23 protein-coding genes are annotated in these 22,680 nt (G+C 60.1%); 12 read left to right on the top strand and 11 right to left on the bottom strand.

The window, feature by feature from the left end; all coding sequences use genetic code 11:
- Positions 1 to 7 precede the first annotated feature (7 nt).
- The 12 genes from AW06_RS01105 (at position 8) to AW06_RS01055 (ending at position 11,171) form a co-directional block, all read left to right on the top strand.
- Positions 8 to 817, top strand: a complete 810-nt coding sequence (locus AW06_RS01105) for an HAD-IA family hydrolase (RefSeq protein WP_034944201.1) — start codon at positions 8 to 10, stop codon at positions 815 to 817.
- Between the two features lie 4 nt (positions 818 to 821).
- Positions 822 to 1,670, top strand: a complete 849-nt coding sequence (locus AW06_RS01100) for a methyltransferase domain-containing protein (protein ID WP_138678403.1) — start codon at positions 822 to 824, stop codon at positions 1,668 to 1,670.
- The gene (locus tag AW06_RS01095) at positions 1,667 to 2,920 is read left to right on the top strand and encodes a hypothetical protein (RefSeq protein ID WP_034944199.1); all 1,254 of its coding nucleotides are present in this window, start codon (positions 1,667 to 1,669) and stop codon (positions 2,918 to 2,920) included. The genes AW06_RS01100 and AW06_RS01095 overlap by 4 nt, the downstream gene beginning before the upstream one ends.
- Entirely contained in the window at positions 2,850 to 4,235 is a 1,386-nt protein-coding gene (locus AW06_RS01090) for a hypothetical protein (protein ID WP_138678404.1), read from the top strand. Before AW06_RS01095 ends, AW06_RS01090 begins: the two co-directional genes overlap by 71 nt.
- Before the next feature lie 101 nt (positions 4,236 to 4,336).
- The gene (locus AW06_RS01085) at positions 4,337 to 4,801 is read left to right on the top strand and encodes an AAA family ATPase (RefSeq protein ID WP_034944195.1); all 465 of its coding nucleotides are present in this window, start codon (positions 4,337 to 4,339) and stop codon (positions 4,799 to 4,801) included.
- Between the two features lie 2 nt (positions 4,802 to 4,803).
- Positions 4,804 to 5,142, top strand: coding sequence for a hypothetical protein (locus AW06_RS01080; protein ID WP_273704270.1), 339 nt, complete (start codon positions 4,804 to 4,806; stop codon positions 5,140 to 5,142).
- Entirely contained in the window at positions 5,139 to 6,947 is a 1,809-nt protein-coding gene (locus AW06_RS01075) for a thiamine pyrophosphate-binding protein (RefSeq protein WP_034944192.1), read from the top strand. Before AW06_RS01080 ends, AW06_RS01075 begins: the two co-directional genes overlap by 4 nt.
- An 86-nt stretch (positions 6,948 to 7,033) precedes the next feature.
- Positions 7,034 to 7,270 (top strand): type II toxin-antitoxin system prevent-host-death family antitoxin, encoded by a 237-nt coding sequence (locus AW06_RS01070; RefSeq protein WP_034944190.1) that lies wholly within the window; start codon positions 7,034 to 7,036, stop codon positions 7,268 to 7,270.
- The gene (locus AW06_RS19620) at positions 7,267 to 7,395 is read left to right on the top strand and encodes a type II toxin-antitoxin system VapC family toxin (RefSeq protein WP_138678192.1); all 129 of its coding nucleotides are present in this window, start codon (positions 7,267 to 7,269) and stop codon (positions 7,393 to 7,395) included. The genes AW06_RS01070 and AW06_RS19620 overlap by 4 nt, the downstream gene beginning before the upstream one ends.
- Before the next feature lie 125 nt (positions 7,396 to 7,520).
- On the top strand, positions 7,521 to 8,648 hold the full coding sequence (locus AW06_RS01065; protein ID WP_273704269.1) for an N-acetylneuraminate synthase family protein: 1,128 nt from the start codon (positions 7,521 to 7,523) through the stop codon (positions 8,646 to 8,648).
- Between the two features lie 35 nt (positions 8,649 to 8,683).
- On the top strand, positions 8,684 to 9,631 hold the full coding sequence (locus AW06_RS01060) for a glycosyltransferase family 2 protein (protein ID WP_034944179.1): 948 nt from the start codon (positions 8,684 to 8,686) through the stop codon (positions 9,629 to 9,631).
- Entirely contained in the window at positions 9,612 to 11,171 is a 1,560-nt protein-coding gene (locus tag AW06_RS01055) for a hypothetical protein (RefSeq protein ID WP_034944176.1), read from the top strand. Before AW06_RS01060 ends, AW06_RS01055 begins: the two co-directional genes overlap by 20 nt.
- A 124-nt stretch (positions 11,172 to 11,295) precedes the next feature.
- On the opposite strand, the gene AW06_RS19615 is transcribed toward AW06_RS01055, so the two are convergent.
- The 11 genes from AW06_RS19615 to meaB all read right to left on the bottom strand — a co-directional run bounded on the left by AW06_RS19615 (position 11,296) and on the right by meaB (position 22,656).
- Positions 11,296 to 13,239: a tetratricopeptide repeat protein gene (locus tag AW06_RS19615; RefSeq protein ID WP_273704268.1), complete on the bottom strand. Its 1,944-nt coding sequence runs from the start codon at positions 13,237 to 13,239 to the stop codon at positions 11,296 to 11,298.
- Entirely contained in the window at positions 13,236 to 14,132 is an 897-nt protein-coding gene (locus AW06_RS01045; RefSeq protein WP_246148667.1) for an ABC transporter ATP-binding protein, read from the bottom strand. Before AW06_RS01045 ends, AW06_RS19615 begins: the two co-directional genes overlap by 4 nt.
- Positions 14,129 to 14,968, bottom strand: a complete 840-nt coding sequence (locus AW06_RS01040; protein WP_138678188.1) for a hypothetical protein — start codon at positions 14,966 to 14,968, stop codon at positions 14,129 to 14,131. Before AW06_RS01040 ends, AW06_RS01045 begins: the two co-directional genes overlap by 4 nt.
- A complete protein-coding gene (locus tag AW06_RS01035) occupies positions 14,968 to 15,771 on the bottom strand; it encodes an ABC transporter permease (RefSeq protein ID WP_034944170.1) in 804 nt (267 codons plus the stop codon). The genes AW06_RS01040 and AW06_RS01035 overlap by 1 nt, the downstream gene beginning before the upstream one ends.
- Before the next feature lie 63 nt (positions 15,772 to 15,834).
- The gene (locus tag AW06_RS19610) at positions 15,835 to 16,200 is read right to left on the bottom strand and encodes a hypothetical protein (protein ID WP_138678187.1); all 366 of its coding nucleotides are present in this window, start codon (positions 16,198 to 16,200) and stop codon (positions 15,835 to 15,837) included.
- A 26-nt stretch (positions 16,201 to 16,226) separates the two neighbouring features.
- Positions 16,227 to 16,409: a prepilin-type N-terminal cleavage/methylation domain-containing protein gene (locus tag AW06_RS01030; protein ID WP_034944168.1), complete on the bottom strand. Its 183-nt coding sequence runs from the start codon at positions 16,407 to 16,409 to the stop codon at positions 16,227 to 16,229.
- A 322-nt stretch (positions 16,410 to 16,731) separates the two neighbouring features.
- Positions 16,732 to 16,917, bottom strand: coding sequence for a prepilin-type N-terminal cleavage/methylation domain-containing protein (locus AW06_RS01025; RefSeq protein ID WP_034944271.1), 186 nt, complete (start codon positions 16,915 to 16,917; stop codon positions 16,732 to 16,734).
- Between the two features lie 349 nt (positions 16,918 to 17,266).
- Positions 17,267 to 17,908, bottom strand: coding sequence for a glutathione S-transferase family protein (locus AW06_RS01020; protein ID WP_034944268.1), 642 nt, complete (start codon positions 17,906 to 17,908; stop codon positions 17,267 to 17,269).
- 138 nt (positions 17,909 to 18,046) lie between these two features.
- Positions 18,047 to 20,035: an acetyl-CoA carboxylase biotin carboxylase subunit gene (gene accC / locus AW06_RS01015; protein ID WP_034944164.1), complete on the bottom strand. Its 1,989-nt coding sequence runs from the start codon at positions 20,033 to 20,035 to the stop codon at positions 18,047 to 18,049.
- A gap of 19 nt (positions 20,036 to 20,054) precedes the next feature.
- A complete protein-coding gene (locus AW06_RS01010) occupies positions 20,055 to 21,587 on the bottom strand; it encodes an acyl-CoA carboxylase subunit beta (protein ID WP_034926362.1) in 1,533 nt (510 codons plus the stop codon).
- Between the two features lie 70 nt (positions 21,588 to 21,657).
- Positions 21,658 to 22,656 (bottom strand): methylmalonyl Co-A mutase-associated GTPase MeaB, encoded by a 999-nt coding sequence (meaB, locus tag AW06_RS01005; RefSeq protein WP_138678184.1) that lies wholly within the window; start codon positions 22,654 to 22,656, stop codon positions 21,658 to 21,660.
- Positions 22,657 to 22,680: the final 24 nt, after the last annotated feature.

Genomic DNA, 22,680 nt, shown 5'->3' with positions numbered 1-22,680 from the left:
CCGGCCCATGTTCGCCCGATTTGCCGATTCGCAGCTCCTGCATTATGCAATTGGTTCGAGCACCGGAGGACTTTCGACGCTTCGACGGCTAGGCTCCGAGCCCTCCCGCCGACTTCTGACCATCGATTTGTTCGACACTCTGCTGTTGCGCGGCGCCAGGCCGGAAACCGCGCGCTTCCAGACCTTGGCTGATCGCCTGGCGGCACTGAACGAGTGTCTCGATCAGGAAATATCTGCAGCGGCAATCCTGGAAGCCAGGCTACAGTGTTCCAGGCTGGCCTATCAGGCGGCAACCCCTGTCAACTCGACGCGCGAAGCGAAGATCGCCGACATGCTGAAGATGCAGCTGGCTTGGCTGGCCCTTCACCCCGACCTGCAAAATGATTTCCTGAATCACGAACTGGATCTCGAAGCCGCCAGCCTCCGTCCCAACCGTCCGCTGGTCAAGCTTTGCCGCAGGCTCATGCAAAATGGGTTGCGCGTGGCCGTGGTCAGCGACATGTACCTGGATGCTCTCGCCCTGCGTCGCCTCTTGCTCCATCATGGCCTCGATGATTTTTGCCAGATCGTGTATGTCAGTGCCGAGTTTGGCGTCAGCAAGGCCAGCGGACATCTTTTCAGCCTGGTTGCCGAGCGAGAAGCCACGCCATTTTCAGCCATTGTTCATGTCGGAGACAACTTTCGTGCGGATTACCTCATGCCGCGCCGCAAGGGCATCGGGGCGGTTTGGCTGCCAAGGGCTATATCATGGCGGTTTTATAACAGCCTATGGAATCTCGCCCTTCGCATCAAGCATGTTTACCTCAAGGGACTCTGAACCCATGACCGACTACACGCCAGAGTTCTACTCGGCGCAGCAAGCGGATAGCCTGCGCTCCGCCAGAATAGTGCTTCCGCTCCTGTTCTCGCACTATCGGCCGGCGTCGGTGGTCGACGTGGGTTGCGGCGTCGGTCCCTGGCTCAAGGTCTGCACGGAGTTGGAGATCAACGACATTCGTGGAATTGATGGCAGTCATGTGCCGATCGAATTCCTCATGATCCCGCAACATTCCTTTTGCCCGGCAAACCTGGCCGAAACGGTCGTCACGGACCGCCAGTTCGGCCTCGCCATGTCGCTTGAGGTAGCCGAACACTTGCCCGAGAGCAGGGCGCGGACCTTCGTCAAGGAACTAACGCAGTTGTCGAAAGTCGTCCTGTTCTCCGCCGCAATCCCCTATCAGGGGGGCACCGCCCATATCAATGAAAACTGGCCTGAATACTGGGCGACCCTGTTCCACGGTTTTGGTTACGAACCGCTGGATTTCCTTCGTCCGCGCCTGTGGAACAACAATGAAGTCTGCTGGTGGTACCGGCAGAATCTCATCGTGTTCTGCGAAAAGGATTTCATTTCCGCCAGCGGCCTGTCCGAGGCCTGTCGCGACCTGCAATGGCCGCTATCCATAGTCCATCCGGACATGTTCCTCTGGGGCGTCGCACGTCCGGGACGCGTTCCCGCATCCCGCTATCCCCACGATGCAAGGCTTCGCACCGCGCAAGTCGCCGCCTGGCAGGAGGGTAAGGTGGCGACTCCGCAGCAACAGCACACCTACGGGGCAGAGTTTCACGACGACTTCGGAGGATTCGCCCCGCTCCGAAGGCTGAAGCAATTGGTGGGCCGCTTCCGCCGATGAGCGAAGATGTCACGCGCCGCCAGTTCGCTGCGGAGGTTCTGGGGCCGATCTTCTATGCCTATTGCCACCGCTTGTGGCTATTCCATATGGGAACGGACAACGCAGCCACGGTTGCCCTGTTTGCCGCACGGGGTGGCCTGCGCCTGCTTGCTCTGTACGACCGGTTTCTGGCAATACGGGGGGTCTCTTCCCCGGTCCCTTGTCATCAGTTCATGATTTCCCGTCTGGCGGCCGCAAAGGGATGTTACTTGCGCGCTCCGGAAGTGGTCAGGGAACAGGTGGTGAGAATATTCCACGCCCAAACCATCGGCACACTTACCAGCGCGCTCCTTCCACCTGGAACCAGCCTGCCGATCCAATTGGAGCCCGGCGCACTTTCGGAAGAGTTGATGCGCAAGCCTGTCTCCGCGGTAAGCTTTGACGCTCTGGTCAATTCGGACAGTGAATACGGCTTGTGGTTAAGGCAGCACCTGGAAGAGCAGGGCGACCTGCTGTGCGACTATGTGCGCGAACTGGCAGGCAAAAGCCGTCGTATCCTGCTTTGCGATACAGGGCTCTACGGATGCACTCAGGCCATGCTTGCCGCAGCGAATTCCGAACTGGACTGGACTGGCGTCTATTTCGGCAAGGCCAACTACACGGGTGAATTCGCCCCGCATCATCTGAACGCTTTCGGCCTGATATTTGACCGCGACCAACCGTCACTGTTTGTTCCGGCGACGGCGTTCCTGCGCTATTGGCATATCTGCGAGATGCCGATGGAACCTCCGCTGCCTAGTGTTGCCTATTACTACCGGGGAAGCGAAGGACAAACACTGTGCAACCTCGAGGCACGGTCGTTGAAGGCGATGGTCGAGAAGCCGGGCAACCCATACTATGACGGCATCTGCGACTTCTTTGATGCACATGCCGAGCCCCGGCCGGCGGCGGATATCAACCGCGACTTCAGACTGGCGACCAGGCAGTTGCAGCGGAGAATCTACCTGCCAACGAAAAACGATGTGCGGGCCATGACTGTAGGTAACCGCTGTCCCGACTTTGGCAGGCAAGGGGAAGTGCCGGCAGTGGTCACCGTGTCTCCGAAGACAACGGCCGTCAGGAAAGCCTTGCTGGTCAGAGACGCCCTGTGGCAGGAAGGCCAAACGCGCCTCGCCTTTCCCATTTTCGGTAACCTTCTCAATGCCGTACGCTGGTGCCTTCGCCTTGCAGCAAACATCTCGCAACTGCCATTGGCCGCAATCCGCCGATAACTGCATCCACAAATACCGTATGGCGAATCTTTGCGCAACAACCCACAACTACGAATTTGGGCACGCAATACTGGGGCCAGTCATTGCTGGTTTCGCACTGCTCCTGGTTCGTGAGGCCGAACGCAGGAAGCTCCGCCGTCTCGCCTTTGTCGCGCGCGATGGCGATCTGCTGCGTGAAGCGACCCGGCGGCTTCTGCATCACTTTTCGATGCCAGCCGCACCGGAACTTACGTACGTCCATCTTTCCCGTCGGGCAACAGCACTGCCGGCGCTTGACGCGATGGATGCCGCCGCTGTCGAAGCGGCGGCGGCAGTGCGCGCGGGGCCGCTTACGCTCGGCATGTTGTTGGAGTTTCACGGCCTGAGCGCCAACCGCCTGATCAACCGACTTGAGAAGCACAAGCTAGGCCTGGACACCCGGATATCTTCGCCATCCCTGCTATCAGATCTATTCGCGGACAAGGAATTTCAGTCAGAAATCACGACGAGCATCGCGGAACAGAAGGATTTACTTTCCAGCTATCTCGCCCAACAGGGTCTCCAGGCGGGATCATCGACTGCACTGGTCGATATCGGATGGCGTGGCAGCATCCAGAACAACTTGTCTAAGGCATTTCCCGGCATCCTGACCGGCCTCTATTTCGGCCTGTGGGCGGAGGACGGCTTTACGGACAGCCTGCCTTCAAACTCATTGGGCATCATTTGCGATCAGCGTCGTGGAAGGGACTTGCACGAAGGTGCTGCGTGGTACGCAGGGCATCTGCTCGAGGCGATTTGCCGGGCATCCGAGGGAACGACCCTGGGCTATCGCGAAGTCGACGGACAGATTGTTCCATTGCTTGCAGCGGATGGAAGCCGCAGCGCGGAAATCCAGTCTGCTGCGGTTGCAGAAGTCATACGTACAGGCATCCTCGACCGCATGGAAGAACTTGCCAAGGATACTTCCTGGCGTTGCCAGACAGATGACCAGCTCCAGCGCGCGGCCCAGGACTCACTTTTCCAATTGGCGTTTTTTCCTTGTCCTGCAGCCATTACCATCGGAAAGAGCCTTGTTCACACTGAAGGGCACGCCAACGGATGGAGCGCTCCCTTGATTGCATCGGGTCCGCACCGGCCGCTCACATCCCCCCGCCAATGGTTGGCCGGCTTGTCCTCGCCGTGGCGGGCGGGATATGTCTGCTCAACAGGTGGTACGGGTCTGGCATGGCTTTTCTTGGGCGCTGAAGCCACGCTCGGTTGCCTGCCGCCAAAAGCGCGCCCCCTGTTGGCAAACCTCGCACGACGCTGGGCCGGTCTTCCCACCGTCCAGCAGTAATCAAGAATCCCAACATTGCCACGAAATCCCCTCTACTCTGCTTGAATAATAACCATGAGATATCGGACTTGTTGTCCGATATCTCATGGTAAGTTTCGGATATGCTTCCGCGCCCTGTTCATCTTGCCCAACTGCTTCAGCGCTTGGGCCAATTCCCGGTGGTTGCTCTCCTTGGTGCACTCCAGGTTGGAAAAACAACCCTGGCACAGCAGCTTGCATCAAGTTGGGATGGCCCGGTCAAGCATTTTGATCTTGAAGATCCTGACGATCAGGCACGACTTGCCGATCCTGCTTTCGCGCTACGTCCACTGACCGGCCTGGTCGTTCTGGACGAAAACCAGACACGGCCGGATCTATTCCCACTGTTGCGGGTTCTCGCTGACCGCCCCGAGACACCGGCACGCTTCCTGATTCTGGGCAGCGCCTCACCGGAACTGTTGCGGCGTGCTGCCGAGGGTCTGGCAGGCCGCGTCACCTATACGGGCATTCTGCACGCTCTCCTGGGGATCGCCGATGCCGACCCTTGCTCGCTCATCCCAAGTGCGATGCTTCCTGGGAAGGACTGATTGTGCGCGAGCTCATTCGTCGCAGCGGCGCACCTCGGGGCGAAGCCTATTTCTGGGGTGTCCATACCGGCGCCAAACTGGACTTGCTCATCCTCCGGAATGGCCAGGGCGTGGGCTTTGAAATCAAGCTCACTCGCTTCCCAAAGGTCACCGCCGCGATGCGACCCGCTCGCGAGGCACTGAACCTGGAACAGCTTCATGTGATCTGCCACGGTGAAGGCGCGCCTCGGCCGCTCAGCGATGGGATTACTGCGGTCCCGGTGGCCAGCCTCGATACCTGCGTGACAGACTCCAGGAATATTGCGCCTTTGCTCATCCCCACGGATCAGACCTGCCCATGATCACCGTAGCCAATTACCTGGCTCAATCCATGGCCGACCACGGCTACCGCCATGTCTTCCTCGTCACCGGTGGCGGGGCGATGTTCCTGAATGATGCACTCTGTCATCATCCCGACATCACGCCCGTGTTTTTCCACCACGAACAGGCGGCAGCGATGGCCGCCGAAGCCTACGCCCGCATCGCCGGCAAGCCGGCCATCCTCAACGTCACCACCGGTCCCGGCGGAATCAACGCGATCAATGGCGTCTTCGGCGCCTGGACCGATTCGGTACCGATGGTGGTCTTCTCGGGCCAGGTCAAGCGCGCCACCTGTCTGGCGACGACACCGGTTCGCGGCTTGCGTCAATTGGGCGACCAGGAAAGCGAAATCATTCCGATGGTGAGTGCTATCACCAAGTACGCGTCGATTGTCGACTCCCCCGATGACCTCGCCTGGCATCTCGATCAGGCGCTGCATCTCGCGACTTCGGGCCGACCCGGCCCGGTCTGGCTCGATATCCCGATCGACGTGCAGAGTGCGAAGATGGAACCAGCCGGCATGCGTCGCTTCGTTCATCCGCAAGAACCTGGGCACAGGGTTTCGGATGTCGAGCTGGATGCTTTGATCAAGCGGCTGGGCCAGGCCCGCCGCCCGGTCATTCTCGCCGGAACCGGTGTACGTGCGGCGCATGCGAACGAGGAGTTCGCAACGCTGATTCACCGCCTCGGCATCCCGGTAACGACGGCCTGGACCCACGATCTGATCGCCACCGATGACCCGCTGTTCTGCGGTCGCCCCGGCACCATCGGTACCCGTGCCGGCAATTTCACGGTGCAAAATGCGGACCTCTTGCTGATCCTCGGTAGCCGCCTCAATATCCGCCAGGTGAGCTACAACTGGCCGGGTTTCGCGGCACGCGCTTTCAAGATCCAGGTCGACATCGACGCCGCCGAACTGGAAAAACCGCTGGTTCGGCCCGACCTCGCCATCTGCTGCGACCTCCGCGATTTCCTTGTGGCGCTGAACGCGCAGCTCGCCGAGAGGCCGCTGCCGCGCAACCCCGAGCACGAGCACTGGCTCGCCTGGTGCCGGCAGCGCTTCTTTGCTTACCCGGCAGTGTTGCCGAAACACCGCGAGTTCAGGGGCCGGATCAATCCCTACCACTTCGTCGAGGCGCTTTTCGACTGCCTCGATGAAGACGACATCGTCGCCTGCGGCAACGCCAGCGCAACCATCCTCCCATTCCAGGCCGGCGCGATCAAGCACGGTATGCGCATGTTCTCGAACTCGGGCAGCGCATCGATGGGCTACGACCTGCCGGCAGCGATCGGCGCCTACTTCGGCGCGGTCGCCAGCCGCGGCAGGCAAGGCCGCGTCGTCTGCCTCGCCGGTGATGGCAGCATCATGATGAACCTGCAGGAACTCCAGACGATTGCCCAGCATCGCTTGCCGATCAAGATCTTCGTGCTCGACAACCACGGCTATCTGTCGATACGCAGTTCGCAGATGAACTTCTTCCGGCGTGTAGCCGGCGCAGACCCTGACTCGGGCGTTTCACTGCCCGACTTCGTTGCCATCGCCACCGCCTTTGCGATTCCGGCGTCACGCCTCGACTCGGCTGACTTCGCCGAGCGGCTTCCGACACTTCTCGACGCACCCGGCCCGCATTTATGCCAGGTCGTGCTCGACGAGACGCAGCAGTTCGAACCCCGGATGAGTTCGCGCCAGCTTGACGATGGCAGCATCGTCTCGGCGCCGCTCGAGGACATGTACCCTTTTCTCGAACCTGCGGAATTGGCCCGTAACATGCTTTCCAATTCATGATCCCCGGCCTCCAGCCGTGCCGTCTTGCCGGAACCTCAACAATTGCCCGATATGACCCTATGATTGGTCATTAGCTGGAGAGCAACATGCGTACCGTAAGTCTGGCCGAAGCAAAAGCACATCTCCGCGAATTACTGAATACGGTGGAAGCCGGCGAAGAATTCGTCATCACCCGTCATGGTCGCGCCGTTGCCAGGGTATCGCCAGCCGAGAAAACGAAGCAGCCTCTTCCGATCAAACAATTGGCTACTTTACGCAAGATGGTGCCCGCCTGGACCGAACGGAGTGCGGGCATCGTGCGCCAATTGCGGGATGCCGAATGATCTATCTGGATACCAGCTTTCTCACTCCGCTGTTTCGCGAAGAGCCGGTTTCGGAGTGTATCGAGGGTTTTCTGGCTGCAGTACCCGCGGGTACGCTGGCCATCAAGCCAATGGACGCGTGTTGAGTTCGCCAGTGTCATCGCTCGCGACTGCGGGCTGAATATACTCCTCGCAGACGCCTCGGCCTCTCTTTGCATCGCGCCTTCTCCTTGCATGCGCGCGACAAACCGGCCCCGAACATGCTAGATTGATGCTTCATCCCTTCACCCGCCAGACCATGAGCCATTCGCAGCAGTCGCAAGCTTCGGAGATCTTTGAAGACCTGTTCGTCCTCGAACTGGCCAACAACCACCAGGGCTGTCTTGAACGCGGATTGCGGATCGTCACCGACTTTTCGCGAATTGTCCGCTTCAACAATGTCAAGGCGGCGATCAAGCTTCAGTTCCGCGACGTCGAAGCCTTCATCCACAAGGAGTTCCGCGAACGCACGGATATCCGCTACATCCGGCGAACGCTCGACAGCCGCCTCTCCAAGGCGGAATACGCCAGGCTGACGACGGCCATCCGGCGGGCCGGTTGCATCCCGATGGCGACGCCATTCGACGAAGTCTCGGTGGACCTGTGCGTCGAACTGGGCGTCGAGATCATCAAGATCGCCAGTTCCGACATCAACGACTGGGTGTTGATCGAAAAGATCGCCAGCACCAAGTGTCCGGTGATCGCATCCACGGGCGGTTCGTCCCTGAAAGATGTCGACGATCTCGTCAAGTTCTTCAACCGGCGTGGAATTCCGCTGGCGATCAATCATTGCGTCTCGCTTTACCCGTCCGAGAACCACGAAATCGAACTGAATCAGGTGGACTTCCTGCGCCGACGTTATCCTCACAATGTGATCGGCTTTTCTACACACGAACATCGGGACTGGCAGACTTCGATTGCCATTGCCTATGCCAAGGGCGCTCGTACCTTTGAACGGCATATCGACATCGCCACTGACGGCAGCCCGGTTGCCGCGTATTGCAGCCTGCCACACCAGATCGACCAATGGTTCAGGACGCATCGACGGGTCGTCGAAATGTGCGGCGCACCAGGTACCCAGAAGCGCATTCCACCGAGTCAGGAAATTGCCTATCTCAATGCCCTGGTCCGCGGGGTCTATGCCCGACGGGATCTCCGACAAGGACACGCGCTCGGCGATGAAGACGTCTACCTCGCGATTCCCCTGCAGAAAGGTCAGATCTCCTGCCGCGAACTGATGCGTGGCGAGCTGTTGCTTTGCGACGTCACAGCGGATGGCGCGATCCTGATCGACATGATCGACAGCCCGTACGCCGACAATGAGCAGCTCAAGGCTCTCATCTATCAACGCGGACTCTGACCGGATCACGCGCTGTTTCGACACGATCGGACCCAATGAAACTGATCAGTATCGTGACCGGCTGTTTCAACGAAGAGGACAACGTCGACGAGCTGCATGCGCGTATTCGCGCACAACTCGAACGGCTCCCCGCTTACGACTACGAGCACATCTTCATCGATAACGCATCTACCGACGGCACCGTCCACAAAATCAAGGCGTTGGCGGTGCGGGACAAACGCGTCAAACTGATCGTCAACACCCGCAATTTCGGCCACATTCGCTCACCGATCCATGCCCTGCTGCAGGCGCGTGGTGATGCGGTGATCGCCATGGCCTCTGATCTGCAAGAGCCGCCGGAACTGATTCCCGAATTCATTGCCCAGTGGGAACAAGGCTACCGTGTCGTTGCCGGAGTCAAGCCCAGCAGCCACCACACCACGGCCATGTCCTTCATTCGAAGGTTCTTCTATGCCACCATCGGACGCATCTCGGACACCCGGCTGATCCCGAATTTCACGGGCTTTGGTCTTTATGACCGGGCGGTGATCGAAGTTATCCGCCAGATGGACGATCCTTATCCCTACTTTCGCGGCTTGATTGCCGACATCGGTTTCGAACATGCGGAAATCCCTTTCGTGCAGCCCCGGCGCAGCCGCGGCATCAGCAAGAACAATTTCTATACGCTTTACGATATGGCCATCCTCGGCATCACCAGTCACTCGAAGATACCGATCCGCCTGGCAACGATGAGCGGATTCGCGCTTTCGGCGCTCAGCCTGCTCGTAGCCATCGCCTACCTCGTCTACAAGCTGTTGAGTTGGGAGCAGTTTTCAGTCGGTATTGCGCCCGTGCTGATCGGCTTCTTCTTCTTCGCCTCGGTGCAGCTTTTCTTCATCGGCATCCTCGGCGAATACATCGCCGCGATCCATACTCAGGTGTTGAAGAGGCCTTTGGTGGTTGAAAAGGAACGGGTCAACTTCGATGCCTCCCCTCCCGCTTGATGGCGCGCGATCGGATGGTTCGCTCGGATTGACGGCCAGGACGCTCCTGACCCGCCTGTTATCACACGACTGTGACAACTCCGTTCGGCCACTCGATTCATTGTCGATCGCCGTTCTCGCCTACCTTGCCCTGCCCAACTTCATCTTTTTTATCGGTTGGCTACGCTGGCCATTCGCCTTCTTCTTTTCATTGCTGCTGGCCTGCTCAGTCGGAACTGCGATTGACTGGCGACAGGTCGTCTGGCGATGGCCTTACCGCAGTTCGGTAGGCCTGACGCTCGTCACTGCCGCGCTGGTCTGGTGTGCCTTTGGCGGCGCAGGGCATTTCGTCGCTGCTGCCATCGACTGGCAGGCGCGCGATGCCGTTCTCGGGGATCTGACCTATGGCGACTGGCCGGTCTCCTACGCGTTCAGGGAGGGGGTGCACTACATCCTCCGCTCAGCGATCGGGTACTTCCTGCCGGCAGCACTGCTTGCCAAGGCTTTGGGGATCCAGGTCGTGGATCTGGCGCTGTATTTGTGGACCGCCCTGGGCACAACCCTTTTTCTACACAGCCTGCCGCTGCCGCAGCGACTCGGTTTGCGGCTGCTGCTGCTGTTGCTCCTGGTCGTGCTCTTCAGCGGCATGGACTTGCTCGGTGCGCTGACCTACTGGGGAGAATGGCCAGAGTTCCCGGTCAGGCTTGAATGGTGGACCCGGTTCAGTTACCCCTCGCTTTCGGGGCAGCTCTTCTGGGCACCGAATCATGCCCTGCCGATCTGGCTGGGAGCCGCCCTCTTCTATCGGCACTGGCAAAATCCTGCATTCCTGCCGTTTGCCTTGCTTCTCGGCGCGCTGCTGCTCCTGTGGACACCCTTTGCGCTGCTGGGCCTCACCCCTTTTTTCCTGCTCAGCGTACTGCAGTATGGCGTCTCCCGAAACCAGCGAATCTCCCTGACACCGCTGATGACCACGATTCTCGTCATGGCCTGGATGGGCCGTTTCCTGACTCTGAACATCGATGACATACCGGCCACCAGCAGTCTCCAGCAAGCGGGAGCTGCCAAGGGGTTTCTGTCGAGCTACCTGGTGTTCATCCTGCTGGAATTCGGCGCACTGTCGCTGCTCCTGGCATCGCGGCTACGGCATTCGCACGGCATCCTGTGGATCTCGATGGCCACTCTGAGTCTGCTGCCGCTAGGGGTGTTCGGCCCTTCCAACGACTTGCTGTTGCGGGTTTCGACGCCCTCGCTGATCATGCTGCTGATCCTGACGCTGACCCTCTTTCAACCCGGGAACAGCCCGCCTGCCGACGGCTCCAGACCCTGGCTGATTGTCGCCATGCTGAGCATCGGCGCCTTTACACCATCTCATGAATTTGGTCGTGCGATGATTGTGCGGCGCTGGCTACCGAATTATGAGCACACCCTGGTCGACCAGCAGCACGGATCATTCCCTCCACACTACATCGGCCGACTCGATCGGGCGGACGTGCGACTGCTCCTCCGTGATCCGGCCATTGTTCCGAGTTCCACCCAGCGTCGGGCGGGTCACCACTAACGGTCATGACTTTTCCAGGCAACCCCGACCATGAAAGCCATGACCATTTCCCTTTCCCCCGCGAGTGGAGAGGGGGAGATTCGTGAGTCGCTGACGCGACTTTCACGTTCATTCGGGCCGACGATCAGACCACAGGCGTCCTGGCGCCCTGCAGATGGTCGTTCCACATCCGCAAATACACCTTTTCCAGCGAGCCAACAAAACCCGGCATGTCGAAGAGCGCACAGTGCCGCCTGTTTTCGGCCAGTCTCGCCCGCAGTGCGTGCAGGCGCAAAGGGTTACGAACCAGCGCCAGGGCCAGCTGATGGTACTCATCGGGGGAAGTGGTGATCAACTCTTCGAGGCCGGACGCGCGCAGCAGGCTGGCCCCCACTCGTCCAGGAAAAGTGTCCCCGAGCAGCGCGACCATCGGGACCCCCGCCCACAGGACATCGAGCCCCGTCGAATGCGAATTGTACGGAAACGGATCGAGCGCCAGATCGGCCAGTTGCAGGCGCGACAGATGGTCCGCTCGAGCCTCCACTCGCGGTGCAAAAATCAGCCTCGCCGGGTCGACGCCCCGGACTTCGAATTCCTTGCGCAAGCGATCCTGTGCAGTCCCTCCCGGTTGACTCAACCACAGGCAGCTCTCTCCCGCATCCGACAGAAGCCGGCACCAGAGGTCGAAGACCTTTGGGTTGAACTTGTAACTGTTGTTGAACGAGCAAAAAACAAAGCCCTCGTCCGGCAACCCGGCAGCATGCCGCGAGGGGGGAGGACCCAGGGCGATCGAGGTGTCCGCCGGCAGATAGCAGTTCGGCAGGTGGGCGAGTGTTTCGGTATAGCAGTGCTCGTGCTGCAAGGGCGTCACCACCGGATCGCCGAGCAGATAGTCGGCCAGTTTCGGGTGCCCGGTGGTGCCGGCATAACCGAGCCAGGTCACCTGCACCGGGGCAGCGCGAAGCGCCAGCGCCTCGAGGCGTCCGTCGGCGGTCCAGCCATTGAGATCGACCAGGATGTCGATCTCATCGGCACGTACGCGGTTTGCGGTCTCGATCACGCTGCAGTCCCGCAAATCGACGAAATGATCGAAGGCTGCGCTCAGGCGCTTCCTGATCTCGCTGTGATCATCGACGCCAATCGAATACCCGAACACCTCGACCTGCGCTCGATCGTGCAGCTCGATGACCTGCGGCATGATCTGCCCGACCGGATGCGTCTTGTAATCGGCAGACAGGTAGGCAATCCGTAACCGCGAGCGCGGCAGCGGCCCTTCCCTGCCGACTGCCAAGTGCAGGTCCGGGGCATCGAGCACACTCGCCGGGATGCTGTGGCCAGCGAAGTTTGCGGCGACCCGGAGCTGTTCTTCGGCACAAACTCCGGGGAACGACAGGACGACAAAAGGGTTGTCCGTGAGCGAGCGATAATCTGCAGTCAAGGAGCGGAGCGTGAGCAGCCGGGCTTCCAGTTCGTCCCAATCGCATCTCTTGAGACTGGCCGTAAGGAGTTGGGACAGAATGGCGGCGTTGCTCCGGTCGTTTTTCCACAGCTCGTTGAAACAGGTCCAGGCTTCGTCGTTGCGATTGCTGGCGAGCAAGGCGCTGGCAAGCTGCTCGATTGCCTCCACATAATCCCCAGGGTGGTATTCGATGGCCTTGAGAAAATACGGGACGGCTTCGTCCCACTGGTGCATCCTCGACAGGGCGACGCCGTAATTCTTGAGCACTTCGGGGTCGCGAGGCTTGATTTCGAGCGAGCGAGCGAAGCACCGGATCGACTCGTCCCAGCGCATCAGCGCGGAGAGAACGATACCGAGATTGTTGTGCGCTTCCGGGTCATCGGGATTGCGTTCGAGAGAATAACGGACGATCGGCAAGGCTTCCTCGAAACGCGCCTGCCCGATCAGGGCAAAGCCCAGCGCCTTCAAGGCCAGTGGATGACTCGGGCGGCCGTCGAGGATACGGCGTGCCGCCGCTTCCACCTCCGGATACCTGACCGCTTCGACCAGGCGCATCAGCGCCAGGCTGGCCGGGTCCAGCGGTGAACGTCTGACGCCGACTGGCGGAGATTTCTTCCGGGAACCCTTCATTTCTGTCCGACCGCACGCATGAAGGCCACCTCCAGGGACAGGCTGGGGCGCAGTTCCAACACGACATGCCCGGCATTCCGCAAGGCTTCGAGGCGTTCCCATAGGGCGGCACGCGGCACTTCACCGATCCAGCGCCCGGAGAAATCCTCACGCATCCCGGCCACCGGCGTCTGGCCGAAGGTGCGCACCAGAACCATTTCCTGGTCCCCGGTCAGTTCGGCCGGCGACCGAACCGCGCGCAGGACGCCCTGGTGGATCAGGCCGAAGCGATCGGCCAGTCGTTCCACGTCGTGCAGGACATGCGAGGTCAGAAAGAGGGTGCCACCGCCGCGCTTGTACTCGGTGAGGATATCCACCACATCGCGGCGACCGATCGGGTCGAGACCCGACAGCGGCTCGTCGAGAATCAACAGCCGTGGACGGATGCACAAGGCCTGGGCGATCGCCACCCGCTGCGTCATTCCCTTGGAAAAGGAACGAATCGCCTTGCCCGCCACCTGCGCCAGACCCAGGCGGTCGAGCCAGGCCAGGCAGTGGCTTTGCGGCGCACTGACCTGAACCCGATGCAGCCGCATGCCCATCGAGAGGATTTCGAGTGGCGTCAGATAGTCATAAAGATAGGGGTTCTCGGGAACATAGCCCAGGCCCAGGCGAGCCTCCGGCTGCGCAACGGAAGTCCCGAAGATGCGCGCGTTTCCGCGCGTTGCCCGGATCAGCCCCATCAGGATCTTGATCGTCGTCGTCTTGCCGGCGCCATTGGCGCCGATGAAACCAAAGGCCTCGCCCGGTTCGACGGTCAGCGACACGCCGCCGAGCGCGACCACCGGCGCCGACCGCCACCTTCTCGGATATTTTTTTTCAAGATCATCGATGGCAATCGCGGGCAGCATCATTTTGTACTCGAAGGCGTTGCATTCAACATCGGCCACCCCGAAGCGTCGAGGCCGAAGCCATACCCCAGCGGGTCTTTGGGAAGCTCGGCGAGCAAGCCGCTGCTCACCAGGTCCTGCAATGTTTCCACTCCCCTGCCGTGACGCTCGCGAAAAAGCGTGACGGCGTTCTGCAGGGTCGCCAGATCACGCAGTCGCCTGGCCCTGACCTGCAGGTAGTGGCGAAAAGCCCCCGGCGGAGAGTCTGCGGCCATCGCCTCGACCATTCCCGCCGCATTGGCGGTCTGATAACCCTTCTCGATCCACAGGGCCGCGACATTCTGCAGCGCCCACTCATCCTGCTGGGTCTTGACGCGCGGGACGGCCTGGAGCAGCCACTGCGCGCCGGTCGCCGGGTCCTTGCGAAAGTGATAGAACAGGAAACCGTACTGAAACAGCGGGTACCAGTCAAAGGTCCGCGCCTCCGAAGATCGGCGCAGGACGTATTGTGCCGCGTCCAGTTGGCCGTTCCAGGGGAGAATCGCCGCGGCGATGTAGTAATTGTCTTCGTGCGCCGGGTTGAACCAGGCGATGTCGCGCTGCAGCTTGCCCTGCACCGCATAATCCTCGGCACTCATCCGGCTGGTGTCGGCAACCAGCACGCGGAATCCCGCCAGATTGGCCGCCAGGTAACGATCGCCCCCGGCCATCAGGACCTGCGCAAAGCGCGGCAGCGAAATCAGCAGCTCCGGGATCGCCGTCGCCCGGGGCAGGCCGGACAAACGCTGCTGCGCCCAGGCATAGACGAACGCCGACAGGACGCCGGCGAACACGATCATCGCCATCGGTAAACGCCGCATCAGGAAAACTCTCGCCTCGCGAACAACAGACTGGCGGCGAGCAGAAGCAGGACAATGTACGCAACGGCCATCGTCACCGACCAGAAAACCATCTCGGCATCGGGTGCCAACTGATACATCGACCACTCGCGCCAGTCGAGCCGGGAGAGATCCGGCAGCACCCACTGGATCAGTTGGATCAGCGGATTATAGCTCGCGAACAGTTCCTGGTCGCCGTCGGCCCCCTGCGTCAGGTAGGCGACGGTCGCCCCCAGCGCCTTGCCGGCGACGGCAAAAGCCGCCCCCAGCGCGAGCGGCAGGACCGAAACGGTCGACAGCGCGGCGATGCACAGGGCGAAGGCCGCCACCACGGCCGCGTCGAGCACCAATCCGGCGACGGTACTCCAGAAGGATAAGCCCAGGGCCGGTGGAAATTCCTGACTATAGCCCCCGCCGACCATCATCACCGCCAGGAGCAGAAGAAAGCCGAGTACCGTCGCCGCCAATACCGACAGGATCAGCACGGCCGCAAAACGCCCGACCAGGAAAGCACCGCGTGCAACCGGATAGGCCAGCGAGAAGAGGATGACTCGCCGGTCGATCTCGCGGGCGACCAGTTCCTGAACCCAGAACAGGTTGAGCAGAACGAGTGAAAAGCGGACTCCCGAGAAGCCGACGTCGAGGGCCACTGTCTGCGGCTGCCGTGGCGAGAAAAAGCCCGAAAGATAGGCGACGCCGATCAGCAGCACCCCCAGCAGGAAGACCGCGTGAAAACTTCTTCCGCGCAGGCCGGAACGTAGGCCGGAAAGGGTGAACTCAAGCATGCGTGTCAGCCAAAAATAAGGGCGCGCCCTACGGCACGCCCGCTTTCTCAGGAGAACCGAGCCTTAGGAACCTTCAGCCGCGTCTACCTTAGCTGTGACCAAAGTTGCTGTACATCCGTCAGACGGGCAATCCCCAGGCACCGCAGCAACGGCGCCACCAACAGTTGAACCGGCAAATATCTTCTTCCCTTTTGCTGAACCTGACGACACATTATAAACAGTGCTCGATTTATCATTTCCATCAAGAAATACGTTCGCCGAGCACTTGGGCGTGAACGCAACCTTCACGAAAGAACCCGTCGCGACCGAAGCGCCATTTTTTGCCTCAGCTCCAGCACAAATGGTTACTGCATTGGCAGACAGAGATGTCACGGCTGCGACGGCGAGAACCGAACCCATAATCACATTTTTCATACTGATATTGTTCATACGAAATCTCCGAATAAAACGTCAGGCTACAAGGTCGAGTTGGCGACAGCCGCCGTCAGCAGGTTGCGTGCGTCTGCCTGTGCAGACTTGTCTTCACCTTTCTTGGTGTACTCGGTGAACTGAGGGATCGCGATTGCGGCCAGAATACCGATGATCGCCACGACGATCATCAACTCGATCAGTGTAAAACCTTTTTGCAGCTTCTTCATGGTCTTGAACTCCTTCCGGTGAGTGCAACGGACAACCCGTTGGATTACGTCCAGCATTTTCCATGCCAGGCTGTGAAGTCACGCAAAATTGCCTTTTCCAACCCGTACGACCGCTCAGGACAATCTTTTCGCGTCATCTGCCTGACGAAAATTGTCAGGTGATGGCTCTCCACTTGGCCATTGCATCTTACCGCATGATATAACATGATGAAATAAGATTCCTGATAGCCGTGGGCGCTGACCAAGTTCCCCCGCGTTCCCGCTTTCGCGAGCCAACATAATCAGACTCGACGATGACGCACAGTTGACTTGAAAACCAAGGCTATGGGCTGAAGCTCGCAGCAGTGGCCTGCAACAAGAGGTGACGAGCGTCGGCCTGTGCGGCTTTATCCTCCCCCTTTTTCACGTATTCGGTAAACTGGGGAAGTGCGATGGCCGCCAGAATCCCGATGATCGCCACCACGATCATCAGCTCAATCAGCGTGAAACCACTTTGCCATCTACTCATGGGGACCAGAACCTTACGGTGAATTGAATACAACGGACAATCTCTGGCCTTACTCGCAGCATTTTTCATGCCATAACCCGAGTCCACTTAAAGCCCTCTTTCCGGCCAGCGGCGGAACGACAACAGTCCATCAACCTTACCTGCCAGACGATGATCCCCAGTATAACCTGATCAACGGACAGCGTTATGGGGAACATTGAATGCCCCTGCGACCCGGGCGGCTCAACGTCCTCAGTAAAAGTTGCGGAACTTTGCGCCCGGCCCGGCATTCAGTGCCGGTGCCGTACTGGCAGGGAAACTTTCGGGCCGTGGGTACTCGGTTTGAATGACGAAAGGCAATGATCTTGACTCATTCGTCGAGCGGCACGGCCTTGAACGCCGGGCTGGCTTCGAGCCTGTCGACCAGCCCGGCGAGTGCGGGATAATCCCCCTCTGGCCACTCGTGCGGCAATACGTAACGAACGAAGCCGATCCCGGAAACCGTGGTGATGTCGGCCTGCGTCAGGCGACCGCCGACCAGGAAATCGCTGTCCAGTCGTTCTTCGAGCATGTCGAAAGCCTGTCGCATCTGGCCGCGCAGGCGCTTCGTCCACTCGGACCATTGCAACTCGCCCGGGCGTTTGCGTTCGTACTCGATAGCCACCGCTTTCTCGGTGGCGACGATCGCCAAGGCCATCAGTTGCTGTATCTGCCGCCGCTCCGGCCCGCTACGCGGCGTGAGCGCGGTAATTCCGCGCTCTGCCGCCAGCTCGTCGAGATAATCGAGGATATACGCGCTCTCATAGAGTTTCTCACCACTTGGAAGTGTCAGCATCGGCACCTTGAACAGGGGATTGAGTGGCCGCATTGCATCCATGTGCCGGAACACGGACAGAGACAGATGCTCAAAGGGAATCCCGTAGTGTTGCATCGTGACCGCGACGCGACGCACAAAGGGCGAGTCGTAAAGTCCGAGCAATTGGTGCCGGCCACCTTCCGTCAAAATTGTCATTTTGTAGCGATATCCTTCATCAATCAGGGGCATGACCCAGCGCAGCCCGTCGCTATCCGCAGCGCGATTGCGGATGCAGGAAGCCCGCCTGACGGCGGGCTTTGATGGTTGGAACCTGCCTTTTCAACAACCGCAGGCCTATTCGAACTCGATGATCACCTGATCCACCGACAGGCTCTCGCCGGGGCTAGCGACGACCTTCTTGACCTTGCAATCGAGTTCGGCCTTGAGCACGTTTTCCATCTTCATCGCCTCGATGACCGCGAGCTTTTCGCCGGCGCTGACCTGCTGTCCGGCGGCAACCGAAACCTCGCGCAGCAAGCCGGGCATCGGCGAGAGCAGGAACTTCGAGAGGTCCGGCGGCAGCTTCTTCGGCATCAGTGCCAGCATGCGCGCAGCATTGGCGGTCATCACCGTGGCCTTGACCTGCTTGCCGAAGTGAACGACTCGATACAAGAGACCGATGCGCTCGAGCTGCAGGCAAATCGGTGTGCCATTACACGTACCGCGAAAGACGAGTTCGCCGAACTTCCAGTCGGAAACGAGATCGTAGCGATCGGCCCCGTGCGTCACCGAGTAGCCACCGGGGATCGGTGTGACAACCACCGGGTAGTCCTTGCCCTCCATCTGGACAACCCACTCGCTGCCGACTTTGCGCTGGTGACCTGGCATCTGGCCGCTGACCTGGACCGCGCGATCGATGTAACGGCGGCGGCCGAAGGCCGCCAGTGCGGCGAGCAGCCCCGGATCGTCGTGCACCACGTCGGTAGCGACAAAGCCGCTGGGATACTCTTCAGCGATGAAGGCGGTAGTGAACACCCCCGACAGAAAGCGCGGATTCTGCATCAACGCCGCCTGGAAAGGAATGTTGGAGTCAATGCCGCGAATCACGAAAGCATTCAGCGCGTCGCGCATGCGACTGATCGCCTGATCCCGTGTTGCCCCATGGCAAATCAGTTTGGCAATCATCGAGTCGTAGTACATCGAAATCTCGCCACCTTCGAAGACGCCGGTATCGACCCGGACCTGTCCTTCAGCGGTCTCCGGCGGCCGGTACTTGACCAGGCGACCCACCGAGGGCAGAAAGCCGCGGAAGGGGTCTTCGGCGTTTATCCGGCACTCGATCGCCCAGCCGTTGGGCTTGATGTCGTCCTGCGTGAACGGCAGGGTTTCGCCGGCAGCGACGCGGATCATCAGTTCGACGAGGTCGACGCCAGTAATCATTTCGGTCACCGGATGTTCGACCTGCAGGCGCGTGTTCATTTCAAGGAAATAGAACGACTTGTCCGAACCGACGACGAACTCGACGGTGCCCGCGCTTTGATAGTTGACGGCCTTGGCGAGCGCGACCGCCTGTTCGCCCATTGCCTTGCGGATGCTGTCGTCGATGAACGGCGAAGGGGCTTCTTCGAGAACCTTCTGGTGCCGCCGCTGAATCGAACATTCGCGCTCAAGCAGGTAGACGGTATTGCCGAAGGAGTCGGCGATCACCTGAATCTCGATGTGGTGTGGTCCTTCGACGAATTTCTCGATGAACACGCGATCGTCGCCAAAGCTGTTGCGGGCTTCATTGCGACAGGCCTCGAAACCCTCGAAAGCCTCCTTGTCGTTGAATGCGACGCGCAGCCCCTTGCCGCCGCCGCCGGCAGATGCCTTGATCATCACCGGATAGCCGATTCCCTTGGCGATCTCGACGGCCTGCGCCGAATCGACGATCTCGGCATTGTAGCCAGGGATGGTATTGACCCTGGCTTCCTGCGCCAGCTTCTTGGAAGCGATCTTGTCGCCCATCGCAGCCACCGAGTAGTGCTTTGGGCCGATGAAGATGACCCCGTTATCCTCGAGGCGGCGCGAAAACTCTTCGTTCTCGGAAAGGAAGCCGTAGCCAGGATGAACCGCCTCGGCACCGGTTGCCTTGCAGGCGTCGATGATCTTGTCGATCACCAGGTACGACTCCTTGGAAGCTGCTGGGCCAATGCATACCGCTTCATCGGCCATCAGTACATGCATCGAATCCTTGTCGGCTTCGGAATAGACCGCAACCGTCCTGATGCCCATTTTCTTGGCGGTTTTCATGACCCGGCAGGCGATCTCGCCGCGGTTGGCGATCAGTATTTTCTTGAACATCTCTATTTCTCCCCGTCGATCAAAGCGGAATGTTGCCGTGCTTGCGCCACGGGTTTTCCAGCTGCTTGTTGCGCAACATGGCCAGAGAACGGCAGATGCGCTTGCGGGTCTCGTTGGGCATGATCACATCGTCGATGAAGCCACGTGCGCCGGCGACAAAGGGGTTGGCGAACTTGGCCTTGTACTCGGCCTCGCGCGCCGCCAGCTTGGCCGGGTCGCCCTTCTCTTCGCGGAAGATGATCTCGACCGCGCCTTTCGGTCCCATCACCGCAATTTCGGCAGAGGGCCAGGCGAAGTTGACATCGCCGCGCAGGTGCTTCGACGCCATCACATCGTAGGCCCCCCCGTAGGCCTTGCGGGTGATCACGGTGATCTTCGGCACCGTACATTCGGCGTAGGCGTAGAGCAGCTTGGCGCCATGCTTGATGATCCCGCCGTATTCCTGCGCGGTCCCGGGCATGAAGCCGGGAACGTCGACGAAGGTCACCACCGGGATGTTGAAGGCATCGCAGTAACGAACGAAGCGCGCGGCCTTGATCGAACTCTTGATATCCAGGCAGCCGGCGAGAACCAGCGGCTGGTTGGCGACGATACCGACGGTGGAACCATCCATGCGCGCGAAGCCGATGACGATGTTCTTGGCGTATTCGCGCTGCAGCTCAAAGAAGTCGCCATCATCGGCGATCTTGATGATCAGTTCCTTGATGTTATACGGCTTGTTGGGGTTGTCGGGGACCAGCGTATCGAGCGAGAAGTCGAGACGGTCGGCCGGGTCTTGCGACGGCAGACGGGGAGGCTTCTCACGATTGTTCGATGGCAGGAAACTGATGAACCGGCGAATCATCATCAAGGCTTCGACATCGTTCTCGAAAGCCAGGTCGGCGACGCCGGATTTGGTCGTATGGGTGATCGCGCCGCCGAGTTCCTCGGAAGTGACGTCTTCGTGCGTCACCGTCTTGACCACCTCCGGGCCGGTGACGAACATGTACGATGAATCCTTGACCATGAAGATGAAATCGGTCATCGACGGACTATAGACTGCCCCCCCTGCGCACGGTCCCATGATCAGCGAGATCTGCGGCACCACGCCCGAGGCAAGAACGTTGCGCTGGAACACATCGGCATAACCGGCGAGCGAAGCCACGCCTTCCTGGATACGCGCACCTCCAGAATCATTGAGGCCGATCACCGGCGCCCCGACCTTGATCGCGTGGTCCATGACCTTGCAAATCTTCTCGGCATGCGCCTCCGACAGCGAACCGCCGAAAACGGTGAAATCCTGCGAGAAAACGAACATCAGGCGGCCGTTGATGGTGCCGCAGCCGATCACCACCCCGTCGCCGGGGACCGACTGCGCGGCCATGCCGAAGTCGTTGCAACGGTGCTCCTTGAACATGTCCCACTCTTCGAACGAGCCACTATCGAGCAGGAGCTCGATGCGTTCGCGGGCAGCCAGTTTGCCCTTGCTGTGCTGGCTGTCGATACGCTTCTGGCCACCACCCAGACAGGCCGCCGCGCGCTTTTCTGCAAGCTGGCGAATGATGTCGTGCATATGTTCTACTCCCTAACGGTCGCGTCAATCAGAACTACTCAAACAAGTCGGAGGCTCTCGGAATTTGTCATCAGTGCTTCACAAAGGCCAGCAGGCGTGCTGCGGCTGCGCCAGGCGTCGTGTGCCCTTCGGCAACGTCGCTCAACAGTTCCGGCAGCGCCGAGCGCACTGCCGGGTGGGCACGGAAATGGCGGCGCAGACCGGAATCGATCAGGCTCCACATCCAGTCGACGGCCTGCCTACGGCGTTTTTCTTCGAATTCGCCGCTGGCGGTCAGGGTGCGCTGAAAACGCTCGATCTCGGCCCAGAATTCGGCGATACCGCGCTTGGCAAGCGCACTCACGGTCAGAACCGGGGGACGCCAGTTCGGGCTGGCGCTGCGCAGCATCGTCAACGCCGCTTTCATCTGCCCACGCGCGAAGGCGGCGGCACGCTCATCAATGTCGGCCTTGTTGAAGACGATCAGGTCGGCGATCTCGACGATCCCCTTCTTGATCGCCTGCAGATCGTCGCCGGCATTGGGCAATTGCAGCAAAACGAAAACGTCGACCATGCCGGCGACCGTCGTTTCGGATTGTCCGACGCCGACGGTTTCGACGATGATGACATCGAAACCGGCGGCTTCGCAGACCAGCATGGCTTCACGCGTCTTGTCGGCGACTCCCCCCAGCGATCCCGAGGAAGGGCTGGGCCGGATGAACGCTTCGTCGCGCTGGCAGAGCAGCTCCATGCGCGTCTTGTCACCGAGGATCGAGCCTCCGGAGACCGACGACGAAGGATCCACGGCAAGAACGGCAACACGCTTGCCGGCTTCTATCAGGTGGACACCCAGTGATTCGATGAAGGTCGATTTGCCGGCACCCGGCGAACCCGAGATGCCGACCCGAATCGTTCGTCCGGTGTGTGGCAGCAGTGCTGCCAACACCTGCCGCGCACGCCGATGGTGATCGTGGTGGGTCGACTCGACGAGGGTGATGGTTTTTGCCAGCGCCCGCCGGCGACCGGCAAGCACGCCATCGACGAGGTGCTGATCGGCAGCCGTGAGACTGCCGGCGGACGCGCTGGTCATGTCCATCCCCTTTGCTGGAGGTCA

It is taken from the genome of Candidatus Accumulibacter cognatus, assembly GCF_000584975.1.
GTDB lineage: Bacteria > Pseudomonadota > Gammaproteobacteria > Burkholderiales > Rhodocyclaceae > Accumulibacter > Accumulibacter cognatus.
Note: the sequence above shows the minus strand (reverse complement) of the source record. Positions and strands in the feature narration are given on the sequence as shown.